The sequence below is a fragment of the Paenibacillus sp. NAIST15-1 genome (assembly GCF_001894745.1).
GTDB lineage: Bacteria > Bacillota > Bacilli > Paenibacillales > Paenibacillaceae > Paenibacillus_B > Paenibacillus_B suaedae.
In genome coordinates, this window is the sequence record NZ_BBYF01000003.1 from 424,804 (window position 1) to 443,902 (window position 19,099).

A 19,099-nucleotide genomic window follows, 5' to 3' on the forward strand; every position below is an offset into this window, starting at 1 on the left:
CTCTCTTTTTTGTATAAAAGCATGCCACACCCCTTCCTATACGCTTTGACAGGTATGCGAAACACCTTTATCATTTTAAATATTCAAATAATCAAATATTTAGAAATGGTGGGTATTATACATGAAACCGTTGTGGTGCGGACGCTATGCCAACTACAGCTTCCAATCATTCAAGAAAGATATGATTGCAGGCTTAATTGTCGGTGTGGTTGCCATCCCATTAGGCATGGCATTTGCCATAGCCTCCGGCGTCAAGCCTGAATATGGCTTATATACGACGATTATCGCCGGATTTTTTATCTCGTTGCTTGGTGGATCCAAGTTTCAAATCGGAGGCCCTACCGGCGCATTTATTCCGATTTTGTTCGCCATTGTCATGCAATATGGATTTGAGAACCTGCTAATCGCTGGCTTTCTTGCAGGTATTATGCTTGTATTGATGGGATTGCTGCGCTTAGGAGCCGTGATACGTTTCATCCCGCGGCCTGTAACCATCGGTTTTACCTCAGGGATTGCCGTCATTATTTTTACAGGTCAAATTGCCGATTTTTTAGGGCTTCATCTAGAGAAGCAGGACAGCTTCATCGCCAACATGCGCGAGCTGATCAATCATATCCCAGCGTTCAACATCTACAGTGTTCTGACATCCTGTATTTGTCTTGCTGCCCTCCTTCTCGTGCCGAAGTATATGCCGAAGATCCCGGCTTCTCTAGTCGGTCTACTCTTAGCCAGTTTGGCAGCAGCCTGGTTGTATCCTGATCAGGTTGCTACGATTGGAACGACGTTCGGTACGATACCTAGCGGCATTCCAGCTTTCCACTGGCCAGCGCTAAGCTGGGATCGTATCATTCTGCTGCTTCAGCCAGCATTCGTCATTGCACTGCTCGGCGGAGTGGAATCTCTGTTATCCGCGCTTGTTGCCGACAGCATGACAGGTGAAAGACACAACAGCAATCGCGAACTGATCGGGCAAGGCATTGCGAATATGATCGCACCATTATTCGGGGGAATTCCTGCAACCGGTGCAATTGCTCGTACGGCTACCAATATACGCAGCGGAGCTGCTTCTCCGATTTCCGGGATGGTGCATGCCATCGTCGTACTGCTCGTGCTGCTATTTCTTGCTCCTTATGCTTCGGCAATCCCACTCGCTGCAATGGCACCCATATTGATGATGGTTGCCTGGAACATGAGCGAGCGTAAAACATTTGCGAAGATTGCACGTACCAAAACGGCAGATTCACTTATTTTATGTATTACCTTTTTGCTCACTGTGTTCACGAACCTGACAGTCGCCGTTCAAGCAGGGCTCGCGGTGTCCATTATTTTGTTCATCAAACGAATGAGTGAAGAAGTGAAAGTGAATAAAGTTCTTCCTGATCCGCAGGATCAAAAAGCCAAAGTATCTGCGAGAGTCGTAAATGATGGACGAAAGTGCCCGCAAATTAGTATCGTAAGCATCGAAGGAACGCTGTTTTTTGGTGCTGCTCATATGCTGGAGCAATCACTGTCCTCACAATTCGAGGAAACTCCTCGTGTACTAATCTTGCGAATGGGGCGCGTGCCGTATATGGATACAACAGCCGCTGCGCATCTATCTACATTCGTCAGTCGCATCCGCCAGCATGGAGGCATCGTGCTGATAACCGGCATTGCTCCCCAACCTGAAGGGATCATGAACAAAACGGGTCTGGCAACGATGATCGGGACTGAGCATTTCTTCCAGCGTACTGGAATTGCCATAGATTATGCACTGACTCGTATTGTTAACGTTCAATGCCAGGGCTGTACGCATTTTGCTTTTCGGGAATGCAGGCAATTATCAAACGCTCAGGCTCTGCCTGAACTGTCCAATCAGCCGCTTTCGCAGCGCAGCACTCTACAAATTTGATATCGTTATACTCAAGTTCATATTCAAAAGACCTATGAAACCAAGAGGTAAGAGAAACCATTCCTTCTTCTCAAGCAGCATCATCTTACAAAAAAAGGCGTCCCTAAGTGGGACGCCTTCAATCCGTATTCAGATTCGATTTAAGCTTGCTGATCATCCGCTTGCTCATCTTCTGCTTGCTCTGCTTCTGCAATCAATCCTGCGAACAAGGCATGGACGAACTGCTCGGAATCGAATTCCTGCAAATCCCCCATCTTCTCGCCGAGTCCGACCAGCTTCACAGGCAAGTTCAATTCTTGACGGATTGCTATGACGATACCGCCCTTCGCTGTACCGTCAAGCTTCGTGAGCACCAAACCGGTAACCCCACTCTTCTCGCCGAACAGCTTCGCTTGATTGAGAGCATTCTGCCCTGTGGTTGCATCAAGCACCATCAACACCTCATGTGGAGCGTCAGGTACTTCACGCTGAATGACACGGAAGATCTTGTTCAGCTCTTCCATCAGGTTCGACTTGTTCTGCAACCGGCCCGCCGTATCGCAGAGCAGCACATCAACATTGCGCTGCTTCGCAGCCTGCACTGCATCGAACATGACCGCAGCAGGATCAGAGCCTGCCTGCTGTTTAATGACATCGACTCCTGCACGCTGTCCCCATACTTCCAACTGTTCAATTGCACCAGCACGGAATGTGTCTCCAGCCGCAAGCAGAACCGATTTGCCTTCCTGCTTGAACCGATGTGCCAACTTCCCGATCGTAGTTGTCTTGCCGACACCGTTGACACCGACGAACAAAATAACCGTCATGCCATTCGGATTCATATTCAGCTTGCTTGTATCATCGCCGCGCAGAAGCCCAACAAGCTTCTCGGACAATACAGGCTGCAGCTCAGCTGCTTCCTCGATTTTACGCTTCTTCACCTCATCGCGAAGCTCGTCAATCAAGTTCATAACCGTTGTCACGCCAACATCGGCACCGATTAAGATTTCTTCAAGTTCTTCATAGAAAGCTTCATCAATCTTTTTGCGCCGCGTAATAAGTTCTGTTACTTTCTCCACGAGCCCTTTGCGAGTTTTCTCCAAGCCTTCCTTGAAAATATTCGTTACGGACTCGGTCTTTGCCGCGATGCTTTCCTTCAGCTTCTTAAAAAAACTCATGTCCTTCCCCGCCCCTTATGCAATGATTGCTTCGTCATCTTCCAACTTTACGGATACGAGCTTCGATACGCCGCCCTCTTCCATCGTGACACCGTACAGTACATCAGCTTCTTCCATCGTCCCTTTGCGATGTGTGACGACGATAAACTGAGTCTGCTCGGAGAATTCACGCAAATATTGGGCGAAGCGCGTAACATTCGCTTCATCGAGTGCCGCTTCAACCTCATCAAGCACGCAGAACGGCACTGGCTTCACATGCAATATCGCAAATAGCAGCGCCATTGCTGTCAAGGCACGCTCACCGCCGGACAGCAGCTGTAAATTTTGCAGCTTCTTGCCTGGTGGCTGCGCCACAATGTCAATCCCCGTTTCCAGTATATGTTCCGGATCAATCAGAACGAGATCAGCCCGTCCACCGCCGAACAGCTTGGAGAACACGACAACGAACTGCTTGCGGATCGCATCGAATGTGGCTTTGAAACGCTTCGACATCTCGTCATCCATCTCACGGATAACTTGATATAGCGTCGTCTTCGCTTCAATTAGATCATTCTTCTGTTCACTTAGGAACTGATAGCGCTCATTCACACGTTCAAACTCATCGATCGCACCAAGGTTTACTTCGCCAAGTGCTGCAATCTGTTTCTTCAGATCGCGCACTTCCAGCTTCGCTTCCTCAATGTTCTCAGGTACTACGTATCGATGCTTCGCCAGTTCAAAGCTAATCTCGTACTCTTCACTGAGTTTGCGCAGCAAGTTATCCAGTTCAACATCAAGGCGATTCGCTTGAATCTCCGTCTGACGCATCGACTCCTCCACTTGCTTCAGCTCCGTACGCTGCTCCTTCGTATCGCTTTCTGCAAGCTCCAGTCTTGCCACACATTGCGCACGATCCGCACGTTTGAACTCAATCTGCTTGCCCGTTTCTTGTTTCTTCACATGGAAATGGTTCAAGTCTTCAGTCTGCTTCATCGTCTCACGCTCAGCGGTCTCCAGATCAATCTGTACCTGAATCAACCCTTGCGTCAACTGCGTATACTCTTGTTCGTACGCCTTGGCTTCCTGCTCAGAGCGTGTCAGCTGCTCCTGCAGCGAGAAAGATTCCTGATCGAGCTTCCCTTGGCGAACCTTCAAGTCCGTAAGCTGTGATTGCAGCACTTCCTTCTCTGACTCGTTCGCCTTGCGTGCAGATTCCGCTGTCTCAATCGAGACATGCAGACGATCCTCATCAATCTTCAACTCGTCGAGCCGAGCCTCCGCGGTACGCCGCCCAGCGTCTAGCGTGGACATCTCCTCCACAGCGTGTGTAAGCTCCTGCTGCTCCACCTCGAGCGCTTCTGCCAACTGGCGTTCTTCCTTCTCCAGCTGCGCAATCTCGCTCGTCAGCTGCTGTTCATTGATGCGCTTCGTTTCGCCTTGCTCGCGAAGGTCATCGAGCCGCTTCAGTCCTGTCGTTGTGCGCTGCTTCAGCTCCGTATACGTCTCCGTCAGCTTGGCAAGCTGCTTATCAGCTTCCTTAATATCTGCTTCCAGCTGTTCCAATTGACGCTGGCGTCCGAGCAGGTTCGCGCTCTTCTTATTCAAGCTTCCGCCTGTCATTGAGCCGCCGGCATTGACAACATCGCCTTCAAGCGTCACCACACGATAACGGTACTGCAGCTTCGCCGCAATTCGGTTCGCATCTTCCAGCGATTTCGCAATGACCACATTGCCGAGCAAGCTGCCGACAATACTTGCATACATGTCGTCCGACTTTACCAAATCCGCCGCTACACCTACAAAGCCTTCCGTACCATTCACAATTCGACGGTCTGTCTCATGTAAGGAGCGTGGTCGAATAACATCCAGCGGCAAGAATGTCGCACGTCCTAATTGACGCTGCTTCAGGAACATGATGGCATTCCGCGATACCGACTCATTCTCCATAACGATATGCTGTAAGGCTGCGCCAAGTGCAGTCTCAATCGCCGTCTCCAATTGCTCTGGCACACGGATCAATTCCGCAACCGCACCATGTACGCCCTGCAATCCATTCGGTCGACGTGCAGCCTTAAGCACTTCCCGTACGCCGAGCATGAAGCCGTCAAAGTCATTTTGCAGCTCCTGCATCGTATCACGACGAGACACCATTGCATCGGCTTTTTGCTGCCATTTGCGCACAGCCTGCTCCGTCTCGGAGAGAAGCAACTCATCCTGCTTCAACTGCTCACTCTCTGTAAGATAACGATTACGAATGTACGCCAAATCTCCTGTTAGCGTTTCACTGCGGCGCTTGGCATCTTCGACCTTCTTCTGAAGATCCTTCTGCTCCTGCTCGCGCTTGTTGCGTGCTGTATTCATTTTATCGAGACGCTTTTGCAGGGATTCCTTCTGCTGGTCATAGTAGCGAATATCATTGCGCTGCTGCGCCATTTGATTCATTACTTCGAGCAGCTGACCCTTCAAGCTCTCTTCCGCGTCTGAGCTTGTCCCGCCAGCTACGCCAGCAAGCCGTGTCTCTTCGGCAACGATAAGTCCGCGAATTTCAGCCAGTTCAGTCTGCAAGGCCAACAGCTTCTCGCGAACAGATTGCACTTCCAACTGCTTCGCACGCATTCGTTCCGAAGTCGTCGTCAGCGTTGTCTTCATCTGCTGCTCATTGGACGTCAGATTCCGCTTGCGCTCCCTCAGAACCTCGCCTTGTCCTTCACACTTCTCATACTCCTCACTGTAATGAAGAAGCGTTGCCTGGAGCTTCTCCAGCTCCTCTTCCAGCTTGCGAAGCTCAATGCGGTGCACTTCCAGCTTGGCATCATGCTCGCTTACTACCGTTGACAAGGACAATTCACGTTCCTTCAACTGTCCTAGCTTCTCGTTTGCCTGTTGCCAAGTGATGTGAAGCTCCTCTATTTGATGAACGTAAACTGCAATTTCTTTGTTCTTCAACCATTCACGAAGCTGCTTATAGTGTCTAGCCTTCTCAGACTGCTCCTTAAGCGGCCCGATCTGATCCTCTAATTCCACCACAAGATCGTGAATGCGGAGCAAGTTCTGCTCGGTCTCATCCAGCTTCTTCTTCGCGTCTCGCTTCCGAGACTTGTATTTCACAATCCCAGACGCCTCTTCGAATATCCCACGACGATCTTCTGAACGAGTACTGAGGATTTCTTCAATTCGGCCTTGTCCGATAATGGAATATGCTTCTTTCCCGATTCCTGTGTCCATGAACAGTTCGGTGATATCCTTCAATCGACAAGCTTGCTTATTAATAAAATATTCACTGTCGCCGCTTCGATGCACACGACGTGTCACCGTCACTTCATTGAAATCAAGCGGAAGTGTCTCATCGCTGTTATCGAGCGTTAAGGACACTTCTCCATAGTTCACTGCTTTGCGCGCATCACTGCCTGCAAAGATAATGTCTTCCATCTTGCCGCCGCGAAGTGACTTGGCGCTCTGTTCCCCGAGCACCCAACGGATTGCGTCAGAGATATTACTCTTTCCGCTGCCGTTTGGGCCGACAACGCCGGTGATTCCCTGGACGAACTCTAATTCCGTCCGATCCGCGAACGATTTAAAGCCCGCCAGTTCTAACCTTTTTAAGAACATCGTTCTACGATCACCTCAACGATTATTGTACCATATCGCGAATCCGAATCGTCGCATGGACATGCTGTCAAATTTCCGCGCGGTAACGTAGCTTCGGACAAAGAAAGAGCAAAAACCAGCCTGTAAGCAGCTCCAATTCCGCTCGCTTCGCGCGCTGTTCTTTGCTCTTTCTGCGAAACTGGCCGACGCACGCGCCGGCCTTACAGTACGTTATGATTTCGGAATGACTAATTGCTCGAGCGCCTGTGCCGCGGCTTGTTGTTCCGCTTCTTTCTTCGAGCGGCCAACTCCGCGACCTAAACATTCGTCACCCATACATACTTCAGATACGAATTCACGTTCATGTGCTGGGCCGCGCTCTTCGATAATTCGATATTCGAGCGAACCCAAATTGTGATGCTGCGTCAATTCCTGCAGCTGTGTCTTGTAATCATTCGTCTGCAGCTTGCCGTCAAGCGTGATTTGCGGGAAGATATGCTCACGCAGAAAATCCCGCACCACCTCTAAGCCTTGATCCAAATAGAGCGCGCCGATGAACGATTCAAAAACATCCGCCAACAATGCGGGACGCGTACGTCCTCCCGTCAGCTCCTCTCCCTTGCCTAACAGAACATACTTGCCGAAACCAAGCTGGTTAGCAAATTTGACAAGAGATGGCTCACAGACGATGGAAGCACGCATCTTGGTCAACTCCCCTTCGGGCCGTGTCGGACATCGGTGATACAAAAATTCTGACACCGTCAGCTCCAACACAGCATCGCCCAAAAATTCAAGGCGTTCGTTGTCTTGGTGCTGGCCGAAGCGGTGTTCGTTCACATAGGAAGCATGGGTGAACGCTTGTTTCAACAGCTGTCTGTTCCGAAAATGAATGTTCAGTTTCTGTTGTAACTGCTTCAATTCTACACTCAACTGTCTGACTCCTTATGCTTCGTATTTCTTCAAGACAATTGTAGCGTTATGTCCGCCGAAGCCAAATGAGTTGGACATCGCTACTTGTACATCAGCTTTACGAGCTACGTTCGGAACGTAATCGAGGTCACATTCCGGATCCTGATTTTCCAGGTTGATCGTCGGTGGAATCATGCCATGCTGCAGTACCAAGCTGCAAATGACTGCCTCTACGCCGCCTGCTGCACCGAGAAGATGCCCTGTCATGGATTTCGTTGAACTCACTGCTGTCTTATAAGCATGGTCGCCTAGCGCTGACTTAATCGCTTTCGTCTCCGAACGATCTCCTACTGGAGTCGAGGTACCATGTGCGTTGATGTAATCAATCTGCTCTGGTGCCAATTCGCCATCCGCCAGCGCACGAGTCATGCACAATGCTGCTCCTGTCGGGTCAGGCTCTGTCATATGATGAGCGTCACCGCTCATCCCATAGCCAGCCACTTCCCCATAGATACGAGCGCCGCGTGCTAGAGCATGCTCCAGCGACTCCAGAACAAGTACGCCTGCTCCTTCGCCCATAACGAAACCGTCACGGTCTACATCGAATGGGCGGCTAGCGCGCTCTGGCTCATCGTTGCGAGTCGACATCGCACGCATCGCGCAGAAGCCTGCCATACCGATCGGACGGATCGTCGCTTCTGCTCCGCCACAGATCATTACATCCGCGTCGCCGCGCTGAATAATCTTGTATGCGTCGCCAATGGAATGCGTCCCCGTCGCACATGCGGATACAGCTGCTGTATTCGGTCCGCGAGCTCCAACAGTGATGGAGACTTGGCCAGATGCCATGTTCGCAATCATCATCGGAATGAAGAATGGACTAACGCGCTTAACGCCTTTCTCCATCAATATCGTATGCTGATCTTCCCATGTGCCAAGACCACCAATACCGGATCCGACGATAACGCCAACACGATCTGGATTCGTCTGTTCTCTTACGTCCAGCTTCGCGTCTTCCAAGGCGTTCTTACTTGCAGCTACTGCGAATTGAACAAATCGATCCATACGCCTTGTTTCTTTTTTATCCATGAAATCTTCTGGATTGAAATCCTTCACGGAAGCGGCAATTTGCGTCGGATAATCGGTAACATCAAACGCTTCTATGTGAGATACTCCAGACTTCCCTTCCAACAGGTTATTCCAGAATGTCTCAATATCCGAGCCGAGAGCGGTCACGACACCCATGCCGGTCACTACAACCCTGTGCTTCAATCAGAATCACCTCTACTTCTGCAGTTCAAGCTTCTATATGATGGAGAATGCGGCATAGCGCCGCATTCAGATATTGCAATAATGAGGAGAAGTCCCGTTAACGAAGAACGGGACTCAGTAACTTAGGTATGAGATTGTATGTAATTCACTACTTCTCCAACCGAAGTAATTTTCTCCGCGTCTTCATCAGAGATTTCCATATCAAACTCATCTTCCAATTCCATCACCAATTCCACAACATCGAGGGAATCAGCGCCAAGATCCTCCTTGAAAGATGCTTCAAGCGTTACTTCTGCCTCATCAACGCCAAGGCGTTCAACGATGATGCGCTTTACACGCTCCAACACTTCTGCTGACATCCGGTTCACCTCCTCTTTGGTATTATACGAAAAAACATTGTAAATTGCCATATCAAAACGGCTTGCTGGTAGAAACGACCTGATCTCTCACAGTCGTTTCCACTTATTAGGGAAAAGATGCTTTATTGCTGATCGCTCAACACTTATGCACACCCACCCATTATATCGCTTAACGTTCATGCTGCCATGAACGGAGAAGCCTCCTACATGTACATGCCGCCATCCACATGGATCGTCTGGCCTGTCATATATTCCGCATCATCAGATGCCAAGAAGCGAACTGCCTTCGCAATATGCTCTGGCTGACCTAGACGATTAAGCGGGATCTGACTAAGCAGCTGCCCCTTCATCTCTTCAGACAGTGCATCTGTCATATCTGTCTCAATAAAGCCTGGCGCCACACAGTTGACGGTAATGCCACGGGATGCAAGCTCGCGCGCAGACGCCTTAGTAAGGCCGATTACACCAGCTTTAGCTGCTACATAGTTGGCTTGACCCGGATTGCCAATTACACCTACGACGGACGAGATATTAATAATGCGGCCAGAGCGCTGTTTCATCATTGGGCGAGTCACTGCCTTTACGCAATTGAATACACCCTTCAAATTCGTCTCAATGACTTGATCAAACTCTTCTTCCTTCATCCGCATAATTAAATTATCTCTTGTAATTCCGGCATTATTCACCAATATGTCAATACGGCCAAATTGATCCAACGCTGTCTTTACAAGAAGATCCGCCTCTTCTGTCTTGCCCACATTTGCTTGAACGGTGATGGCTTTGCGTCCCATTGCCTCGATCGCAGCTGCAGTATCCTTAGCTGCCGCTTCGCTGCCTGCATAGTTCACAACAACATCTGCACCAGCCTCAGCCAGACTTAGCGCAATTGCTCGTCCTATGCCGCGAGAAGCGCCTGTAACAACCGCCACTTTGCCTTCAAAGCTCGACATGGTCATGTTCCTCCCTTATACTTGCCCGGGCGTATTCCGCAGCGGGTTACGCCCAGTATCACTAGAATGATAATTGCAGACATAGGATAGATAAAAATATCGATTGCATGAATGCTGCAATTATTCTGCAAGGTACGCTTCTATGGCTGCCAGGCTATTGATCGAGACAATCTTCACCGAACGGTCTATCTTCTTAATCAGTCCAGCAAGAACGGAGCCTGAACCCAGCTCAATGAATGTATCAACGCCCTGCTCGATCATATAGCGCACACTGTCTTCCCACAATACTGGCGAGAACACTTGCTCTACGAGCAGCTCACGAAGTAGCTCGCCCGCTTCCTCTGGACGTGCAGATACATTGGCCACAACCGGTACAGAAGCATCTTGGAAGGCAACGGTCTTCAAGACTTCGCCCAGTCGTTCTGCTGCTGGCTTCATTAACAGCGAATGGAATGGCCCGCTAACCTCCAGTTGTTTTACACGTTTAGCGCCAGCCTCTTTCCCACGTTCGGCAACCGCCGCTACACCCTCCGCTGTACCTGATACAACGATTTGGCCAGGACAGTTTACGTTCGCCATCTCTACTGAACCTGTTGTTCGGCTAATATCATCACAGAGCGCTCCCAACTGCTCGCGCTCTGCACCTAATACAGCCGCCATGGCACCTTGTCCATGCGGAACAGCCTGCTCCATGAATTGTCCGCGCTGCCGCACAATTCCGACTGCATCCTCGAAGGATAGAACCCCCGCTACAACAAGCGCACTATATTCACCCAAGCTGTGTCCTGCGACGAAGTCTGGACGAACACCAGACGCTTCAAACGCGCGATACAGTGCATAGCTCGTAACAAGAAGCGCTGGCTGCGTGTTTGCTGTCTGCTTCAAGTCTTCCTCCGGCCCATTGAATACGAGCTCCTTCAGAGGGAATCCAAGTACCTGCTCAGCTGTATCGAAAGCCTGTTGTGCAGCAGGAACGGCCTCATAGACGTCCTTGCCCATACCAACCGCTTGAGCACCTTGTCCAGGAAAAATGAATGCAATTTTACCCAAGATTGTCCACTCCTTAATTTATCCATGAATGAGTATAAATCAGAACTGTGTTTTCCTTAATCACGGAGAAGGACATCCCTCTACCAAACGATAACCGAAGCTCCCCATGTCAAGCCGCCTCCGAAGCCAACGAGCAGGATCGTGTCTCCCTCTTGAATGCGACCTTGCTCTGCAGCCTCTGCAAGTGCAAGCGGGATGGAAGCTGCCGACGTATTCGCATAGTAAGGCAAATTAATAACGCATTTGTCCTCCGACAGGTTCAGCCGCTCCAGAGCTGCATGGATAATCCGCGTATTCGCCTGATGTGGAACCATCAAGCTAATATCTTCCTTCTTCTTGCCTGCCTTCTCAATCGCTTCTTCTGCCGCATTTCCCATAATGCGAACAGCGAACTTGAATACTTCGCGACCGTTCATATAAAGATAATGGCGCTTGTTTTCAACCGTCTCCGCCGACGCAGGCATACGCGAACCACCGGCTTCAATTTTTAGAAGTTCACCGCCATTGCCGTCCGCGCCAAGCACGAAGGATTGGAATCCTCGGCCTTCCGGTACTGGACCAAGCACCGCTGCACCCGCACCATCTCCGAACAGGATGCAAGTATTGCGATCCGTGTAATCCGTAATGCGCGACAAGCATTCTGCACCGATTACAAGTGCGTACTTGTATGTGCCCATTGCAATAAAGTTGCTTGCGTTAGCAAGTCCATATACAAATCCAGAGCATGCTGCTGACAAATCGAATGCTGCCGCTTTCGTCGCCCCAAGCCGCTTCTGAACAAGACAAGCGGTGGACGGGAAGGACATATCTGGTGTAACAGTAGCTACGACAATCAAGTCCAATTCTTCTGCTGAGATGCCCGCCGCTTCCAGTGCCTTCTCCGCTGCATAAAAAGCCAAGTCAGAGGTTGCCTCATGCTCTGCCGCGATCCGGCGCTCTTTAATTCCCGTTCGTGATACAATCCACTCATCGTTTGTATCGACCATTTTCTCCATGTCCGCATTTGTCAACACACGTTCGGGTACGTACTTACCTGTCCCAATGATTCCTACTGACTGTAAGCTCATCACGCATCACTCACTTCCCACTGTTAGTTCCGCCGACTCCCATAGAAATCGTCTCAATCAAATCATTTTGCAGCGCTAAACGTGCTTGCCGAACTGCATTATGAACGGCTCGCGCATCTGAAGAGCCGTGCGCCTTAATTACAAGTCCGTTCAAGCCTAACAGCGGAGCTCCGCCATGTTCCTTGTAATCCATCGTCTTGCGCAAGCCCTTAAGTGCTGGCATCAACATCGCTGCCGCAAGCTTCGTATACCATGTACGCGTGAACTCCCGCTTCAACACGCCAAATAATGAGCTTGCCGTTCCTTCCAGCGATTTCAACATGACATTGCCAGCAAATCCATCGCACACGAGTACGTCACAAGTACTCTCCAATACGTCTCTGGCTTCGACATTGCCTACGAATTGAATCGGCAGCTCCGCGAGCAGCGGATAGACCTGCTTCGTCAATTCATTGCCCTTCATCGCCTCTGTACCTACGTTCAGCAGTCCGACGCGCGGCTTCGCCATGCCATGTACCTTCTCGCGATAAATACTGCCCATCAAGGCATACTGCGCAAGATGATCAGGCTTGGCATCCATGTTCGCACCCAAGTCCAGCGCTAGCACTCCTCTGCCATCCATCGTCGGGATCATTGGAGCCAGTGCAGGCCGCTCCACACCATTCATACGGCCTACAATGAGAAGCCCTGTCGTCATCAACGCTCCCGTATTGCCTGCCGATATCATGCAATCCGCTTCACCTTCACGAACCATACGTCCCGCAACAACCATCGAGGCTTCCTTCTTGCGACGAACTGCCTTAACCGGTTCGTCATCCGCTTCAATTGTATCTGGCGCATGAATGATGCGCACATTCGATGGGGAAGTGGTCATATACGGAGTGAGCTTTGCTTCGTCTCCCACAAGCAGCAGTTCAACATCCGACCATTCCTTCGCTGCCGCCAATGCACCTTCTACATTGCTCTTCGGCGCATGATCTCCACCCATCGCATCAATGGCGATTCTCATGCAGTTCTCCTCCTTCGCTGCTAATCACCGTTCCTGCCGAACGATAAATGACAAAGTTCCCTTGGAACACCATTTCTTCTCCCACATAACTAAACACTTCCACCTTCGCCTTGCTTCGCTCGCCTGAAATTGAGCGTACATACGCTTTCGCGATACACTTCTCTCCCAGCTTCACGGAACGAAGAAAGCGAATATCCGCTGATGACGTTAATGCAATCTCGTCATTAATGACCGCAACCGCAAGCGAGTTCGCTTGCGCGAACAGATGATGACCGCGTGCGATATGTGTTCTTGAGAAGACGTGTTCATCACGGATTTCAAATATCGATATCCCGCTGCGATCCAGCTGCAGGTCAACAATATCACCAATAACTTCATGTAGCGGCAAGGATCTTACTTGATCGTAGGATTGCTCTGCCATTAGCTTCAATCGTTCCCTTAATTCAGGAATCCCGAGCTCCATCCGGTCAAGCCGAATCGTCTGGATACTCACCTTCAACTTGCGGGTTAATTCCTGATCAGTCACGAATGGATTCTCTTCAATGATTGCGGCCAGCTGCTGCTGACGCTGTCTCTTAGGTAAACGCTCGATGTCCCGCACCACCTTTGCTCTTTGCCCAATATGCTAAAGGCTTGGCTTGCCGCATAAGCTGACTGTCCAACCCTTATGTATATCATAGATCATTTTCATCGATTTGAAAAAAGGTATTTAGAACCTGGTACTAAGAGTAGTATATATAAAAATGGGTCTAAAGGAAAGCACCAGTTTTTATATCCCCTCTTTTCCCCCTAATATTATCCAGGGTAAGAGAACAAAAAAAGTAGCACCCGTGAGATCACGAAGTACTACTTTTCCTGCATAGATATCCGATTATTGTTTGATAATCTCTCTAGCTTTGTATGTTCCGCACACTTTGCATACATGGTGCGCCAATTTCAACTCACCGCATTGTTCGCATTTTACCATGCCCGGCACGGACAATTTGAAGTGCGTACGGCGCTTGTCACGACGTGTTTTCGACGTTCTTCTTTGAGGTACTGCCATGTTTACACCTCCTTACCCAAGTTACGTGTTATTTCTACTGTCAGCTTTCTATTTCTTAAAGAAATCTTGTAACCCCGCCAGTCTCGGGTCGATTCGCTCAGTCGAGCATCCGCATGGATGTTCGTTGCGGTTCGTGCCGCAAGTCGGGCACAAACCCTTGCACGTCTCGTCGCATAGCGGCGCATACGGCAAGTTCATTAAGAGCGCCTCTTCCACGTAAGGCTTTAAGTCGACAAGGTCGTCCGCCACCGTAATGACGTCCTCCTCCTCTCCTTCAGCGGGAAGATCAGTAGAGTCCTTCAGCTTGAACTGCTCATCAAACGGAATAACGTACGTCTCGGTAAACGATGTTAAACAACGCGAGCATTGCAGTTCCATCTTAGCGGTCAGCTTGCCATGAGCTCGAGCGAACCCATCACCTTCCGCCTTTACCGACAGTTCGACATGAACCGGTTCAGAAATGGCAACATCAGAGCGCTCACGCGCTACCTCGTCGGCACGAAATGCCGTATCAATCTGCGTTTCCCCTCTACCAGCAACTATGTCTCGAAATCGAAATTCCATACTATCACTCCAAACAAACAAAATTAATTATAGCGATTAACGTCATGCTTTGTCAACCAAATTCGTTTGACAGTTTGCCAGAGCCGGAGCGCGATTCCCCTTCCTATGGAAAACCATTCAATCATGGTATGATTTGATTATCAATACCCGCGGATTGTCTGGGAAAGAGATCCGTCAATAAGCATTCAATGCATCTACTTTAGATACTATTGAGATACCATATTACCGCATTCAGCGCCTGAAAGGAAGAGACGTGAATGAGAACGCTCGGAATCGTCGTTGAATACAATCCGATGCATAACGGTCATGTATATCATCTCCAGCAATCGAAAAAAGTTTCAAATTGCGACGCAGTGGTCGCTGTCATGAGCGGACATTTCCTACAGCGTGGCGAACCAGCCTTGACCGATAAATGGTCGCGAACGGATATGGCACTTGCAAATGGCGTCGACCTTGTCCTCGAATTGCCTGTTGCCTATGCTGTTCAGCCTGCGGAATGGTTCGCCTACGGCGCTGTTGCCACCCTGCAAGCGACAGGCGTAGTTGACGCTCTCTGCTTCGGCAGCGAGCTTGGTGATGTTGAACCGTTCTTACGTGCAGCAGATATCCTCGTTAACGAGCCTTCGGGCTTCACAGATCAGCTGCAGGAGTATCTGAAGGCAGGTTTAACCTACCCTGCTGCTTATGCCGCAGCAGCGGGACAAGCAATGACGGCAAGCCGCACCAGCCCTTCTTCATCCGAGGCTGCAGACTGGATGGCGCAGCCCAACAATTCCCTTGGCCTGCACTATGTAATGGCGCTCCGCCGATTGAATAGCGCAATCAAACCGCACACGATTGCTCGCACACAGGCCGGCTACCATGATACGGAAGCACCAGAAGGCTCAATCGCGAGCGCAACCGCCATTAGACGATTATGGACGGAAGAAGGCACTCTCGAGACATGCGCACAATATTTGCCGCCAAGCACACTGCGTATTCTTGAGCAGGAGCATCGCTTCGGCAGAGCACCAATGAGCTGGGATTGTTATACGCGTGAGCTGATATATCGGCTACATCAGTTGTCCCCTGAATCCATTGCGCGTCATCTAGAGGTTACGGAAGGGCTCGAGTACCGGGTGAAACAGGCACTCGGCCAAATGACAGCACAACGCGTGGAATCCCTGCTTGAGCAGCTCAAGACGAAGCGCTATACCCGAACGAAGCTGCAGCGGATGCTCGCGCATATTTTGCTTCACCATGACAAATTCCATTTTGGATCCGATGGCTTGAAGAAAGGGCCCTGGTACATTAGAGTTCTTGGGTTCACGGACACAGGACGCGCCCTGCTGAAGCGAATGAAGCAAAGCGCAGAACTGCCGATTGTGTTAAGCGTGAATCGCGATAACTACAATCTCGGAGGTTATTGCGGCCTGGAAGCTGATATCCGAGCAACATCGCTGTATGCGAACGCCTTTGGGCGTTGGAATGCTCGTGATGCTTATCGGGACTATTACGAGTCACCTCGGCGACATCAATCAAACTGAGGGAAGAATAAGCACAAAAGATCGAGCATGGGAGCATCTCGCCCTCACCTCGATCTTTTGTCTATCTAGCCCTTATTTCATATTGAGAAGATATATCAGCCTGTATTCCCTCATATCTGCATCACGATAGTTGCCCACTCCATGATCAGACAAGCTGTGCTTCATGCTATTAAAGCTCGCCGCTACTTATTCCACGAGCCCTTCGCTTTACTCTATACGTTTACTGAGCAGCCTTCTGCTCGGCGCCAAACTTCTGAATTGCGTTCAGTGCATCGCCCACTGTACGTACCGATACCAGCTTCATTTTCGTATTCATCGTTTCGAGCTTCGCCTTCGCTTCCGCATAATTGCCTTCTGGAGCAAGGAACAGCGCCGCCTTCTCACGATCAGCAGCCACAACCTTAAATTGAATGCCACCAATCACGCCTACATTCCCGCCAGGTTCAATCGTTCCTGTTCCTGCTATCCGATAGCCTTCAGTTAAGTCCCCTGGGGTTAAGCGGTTTATCAGCTCCAAGGTAAACATAAGCCCAGCGGATGGACCGCCAATGTCACTGTCTTTGAAGGTTATGGTTTTTCCTTTATCCTCAGGTATAGCTTCCTTGCGTTGTCCGTACCGAAGACCAAAGCCAACTCGCTTCTCCTCTTTCTTATTCGGATCCGTCAGTTCCACCAATGTCGCCTTTACAAGTTTCTCTTTCTTGTCACGCTCAACCTTGACCTGCACCGTTTCTCCAGCTTTGCGGCCCTTCATAACTGCTTGTAATGCTTCGAAATCATTAACCGGCTTACCATCGACTTCGATGATCCGATCATTGGTCTCGAACTCATTGTGCGCAAGGTTCGGGTAGTTGTAAATAACATACACGCCTTCGGATTTCAATTGGTACGGGATCTTCAACTGGTTATAGGCAGCCAGTACCGCGCCTAGCTGGGAATCACTCATGTTGAACAATTGCTCAGTCACATATTCCTGTTCGCTTCTTCCTTGTAGGGAATCCGCCTTCTTCCCAAACTCGGCATGCGGGTCAAATGATTTCCATAATAGCAATGCAAGATTCGCATATGTGCGGCGCACCGTGGTAAGCATAAATGTCCCTTCTTCTGTGTCGTCTCCAGCTTGGACACTTACCATTGGCTTCACCTGCTCGGCACTGCCCGGCGTATATATCACATATGGTGTTGGCATATACACCATCACATACAAGAACAAGAGTGCTGCAAAGAACCATTTCCAACTGCCTAATCGCCAACGCTTCGAGCCTTGGCTGTTACGTACTGCTTCTTCTTCCATTATTGCATTCCCTCCTGCTGCTTCCGCTCGCCCCTGCTTCGTTGTACAAACTGGTCTAAAGCCTGTCTTTGGTACGTACATATGTGGAAGTACCCTACTTCCAATACTGTTGCAAGAGGTGAACATCATGTTTTCATTTCGAACGCCGCTTTCCCAACACCCGTTAACGACGCTGTTGATGGGAAGTATGGCAGTTCTTCTCGTTATTTGCATTGTATCGTATCCGGATCAAGCATTCCAAGCATCACTTCAAGGCTTGAAAATATGGTGGAACATTATATTCCCGGCATTGCTGCCGTTCTTAGTATTGTCTGAAATGCTCTATGCTTATGGATTCGTCCATGGACTTGGTTCCTTGTTGGACCCCCTGATGCGTTTGTTGTTCCGTCTGCCTGGAGTTGGCGGCTGGGCGTGGGCGGTCGGCTGGACGGCCGGCTATCCAGCAGGAGCTAAGGCTGTTGCCCAACTGCGCAATCAACAGGTTCTATCTCGTCAGGAAGCTGAGCGGCTGCTCTGTCTGTCCCATACGAGCAGTCCCCTTTTTATTATAGCAGTCGTAGGTGTTGGGTTTATGCAGAAGCCTGAGCTTGGGCTAATCATCGCAATTATTCACTGGGCTTCCTCTATCCTAACTACACTTCTAATGCGGTTCATTCACCGCATGCGCCCTGAGTCGCAACCATTACGCACATCTGCTTCACTATCGAAATCTCACCAGAAATTCTACCAACGGATCATTGGGCAGATGGAGGGCGCCCATCGTCAGGATGGCCGTCCCTTCGGCAGAATGCTGGGCGAGTCCGTTACTTCAGCTGTCCAAACCTTAATGATGGTTGGCGGCTATATGATGATATTCTCCGTTATCATTCAAGTGCTGCGCATCGCAATTCCGCAGGAGCTTGGCAAATATATCTTGAACGGATTGCTTGAAGTAAATTTAGCGGCGTATACGCTTGGTTCAGCAGCGTTCTCATCTCCTGTATTTCAAGCAGCGCTGCTCAGTTCCGTTATTGCCTGGAGCGGCATCAGTGCTCTTCTTCAAGTTCACAGCATTATGAAGACGACGGATCTACGCTTCGGCCATTTTATACTATCCCGTCTGCTTCATGCCTTATGTGCATTTCTGCTTACTTATATGCTATGGTCGCCACTTCATTCCCTGCTCCAATCATCAGATTCAGCAATGTCAGCATTATGTACGCTAGCAACCAACCCATCCAATGCCTATGATGCGCCTGTGATCGCGGATTCAAGCAGCCTGCTTCCGTTATTGACTTTCATTAGTCATTTGCCAATATGGGCTCAAGCTTCCATGCTCATTCCCGTAGCCTGTCTATTCCTATTCACTTTATTCATACTGGCACAAACCGTTGGACGGCTGTTCACCCGAGGCTAAACAAAAAAGTCCATATCGACCGTTGATTCATACTGGCGACATG

16 protein-coding genes are annotated in these 19,099 nt (G+C 49.8%); 3 read left to right on the top strand and 13 right to left on the bottom strand.

Features of this window, described 5'->3' with window-relative positions:
* The first annotated feature begins 121 nt into the window (after positions 1–121).
* Positions 122–1,891 carry a SulP family inorganic anion transporter gene (locus tag PBN151_RS09585; protein ID WP_072728795.1) on the top strand — a complete coding sequence of 590 codons (1,770 nt, stop codon included), beginning with the start codon at positions 122–124 and terminating at the stop codon, positions 1,889–1,891.
* A 140-nt stretch (positions 1,892–2,031) separates the two neighbouring features.
* On the opposite strand, the gene ftsY is transcribed toward PBN151_RS09585, so the two are convergent.
* The 12 genes from ftsY to PBN151_RS09645 all read right to left on the bottom strand — a co-directional run bounded on the left by ftsY (position 2,032) and on the right by PBN151_RS09645 (position 14,840).
* Positions 2,032–3,048: a signal recognition particle-docking protein FtsY gene (gene ftsY, locus PBN151_RS09590; RefSeq protein ID WP_028531216.1), complete on the bottom strand. Its 1,017-nt coding sequence runs from the start codon at positions 3,046–3,048 to the stop codon at positions 2,032–2,034.
* Positions 3,049–3,063: 15 nt separating this feature from the next.
* Positions 3,064–6,636, bottom strand: coding sequence for a chromosome segregation protein SMC (gene smc, locus PBN151_RS09595; RefSeq protein WP_072728796.1), 3,573 nt, complete (start codon positions 6,634–6,636; stop codon positions 3,064–3,066).
* A 210-nt stretch (positions 6,637–6,846) separates the two neighbouring features.
* Positions 6,847–7,545 carry a ribonuclease III gene (rnc, locus tag PBN151_RS09600; protein ID WP_021256596.1) on the bottom strand — a complete coding sequence of 233 codons (699 nt, stop codon included), beginning with the start codon at positions 7,543–7,545 and terminating at the stop codon, positions 6,847–6,849.
* 12 nt (positions 7,546–7,557) lie between these two features.
* Positions 7,558–8,796 carry a beta-ketoacyl-ACP synthase II gene (fabF, locus tag PBN151_RS09605; protein WP_021256597.1) on the bottom strand — a complete coding sequence of 413 codons (1,239 nt, stop codon included), beginning with the start codon at positions 8,794–8,796 and terminating at the stop codon, positions 7,558–7,560.
* Positions 8,797–8,918: 122 nt separating this feature from the next.
* A complete protein-coding gene (gene acpP / locus PBN151_RS09610; RefSeq protein ID WP_005551886.1) occupies positions 8,919–9,155 on the bottom strand; it encodes an acyl carrier protein in 237 nt (78 codons plus the stop codon).
* 203 nt (positions 9,156–9,358) lie between these two features.
* Positions 9,359–10,105 (bottom strand): 3-oxoacyl-[acyl-carrier-protein] reductase, encoded by a 747-nt coding sequence (gene fabG / locus PBN151_RS09615; RefSeq protein ID WP_044353488.1) that lies wholly within the window; start codon positions 10,103–10,105, stop codon positions 9,359–9,361.
* A gap of 120 nt (positions 10,106–10,225) precedes the next feature.
* Entirely contained in the window at positions 10,226–11,155 is a 930-nt protein-coding gene (fabD, locus tag PBN151_RS09620; protein WP_072728797.1) for an ACP S-malonyltransferase, read from the bottom strand.
* 80 nt (positions 11,156–11,235) lie between these two features.
* A complete protein-coding gene (locus tag PBN151_RS09625; protein WP_072728798.1) occupies positions 11,236–12,222 on the bottom strand; it encodes a beta-ketoacyl-ACP synthase III in 987 nt (328 codons plus the stop codon).
* A gap of 10 nt (positions 12,223–12,232) precedes the next feature.
* A complete protein-coding gene (plsX, locus tag PBN151_RS09630; protein ID WP_072728799.1) occupies positions 12,233–13,231 on the bottom strand; it encodes a phosphate acyltransferase PlsX in 999 nt (332 codons plus the stop codon).
* A complete protein-coding gene (gene fapR / locus PBN151_RS09635) occupies positions 13,215–13,835 on the bottom strand; it encodes a transcription factor FapR (protein ID WP_028531217.1) in 621 nt (206 codons plus the stop codon). The genes plsX and fapR overlap by 17 nt, the downstream gene beginning before the upstream one ends.
* 267 nt (positions 13,836–14,102) lie before the next feature.
* The gene (rpmF, locus tag PBN151_RS09640; RefSeq protein WP_019424932.1) at positions 14,103–14,276 is read right to left on the bottom strand and encodes a 50S ribosomal protein L32; all 174 of its coding nucleotides are present in this window, start codon (positions 14,274–14,276) and stop codon (positions 14,103–14,105) included.
* A gap of 48 nt (positions 14,277–14,324) precedes the next feature.
* Positions 14,325–14,840: a YceD family protein gene (locus tag PBN151_RS09645; protein WP_072728800.1), complete on the bottom strand. Its 516-nt coding sequence runs from the start codon at positions 14,838–14,840 to the stop codon at positions 14,325–14,327.
* A gap of 257 nt (positions 14,841–15,097) precedes the next feature.
* Between PBN151_RS09645 and PBN151_RS09650 the strand changes: the two genes are divergently transcribed.
* Positions 15,098–16,366 (top strand): nucleotidyltransferase, encoded by a 1,269-nt coding sequence (locus PBN151_RS09650; protein ID WP_072728801.1) that lies wholly within the window; start codon positions 15,098–15,100, stop codon positions 16,364–16,366.
* Between the two features lie 220 nt (positions 16,367–16,586).
* Here the strand turns inward: PBN151_RS09650 and PBN151_RS09655 are convergent, their stop codons facing one another.
* Positions 16,587–17,741 (bottom strand): YlbL family protein, encoded by a 1,155-nt coding sequence (locus tag PBN151_RS09655; protein WP_227774552.1) that lies wholly within the window; start codon positions 17,739–17,741, stop codon positions 16,587–16,589.
* A 46-nt stretch (positions 17,742–17,787) separates the two neighbouring features.
* On the opposite strand from PBN151_RS09655, the gene PBN151_RS09660 reads away from it, so the two are divergent.
* The gene (locus PBN151_RS09660; protein ID WP_072728803.1) at positions 17,788–19,056 is read left to right on the top strand and encodes a nucleoside recognition domain-containing protein; all 1,269 of its coding nucleotides are present in this window, start codon (positions 17,788–17,790) and stop codon (positions 19,054–19,056) included.
* The last annotated feature ends 43 nt before the right edge of the window (positions 19,057–19,099 follow it).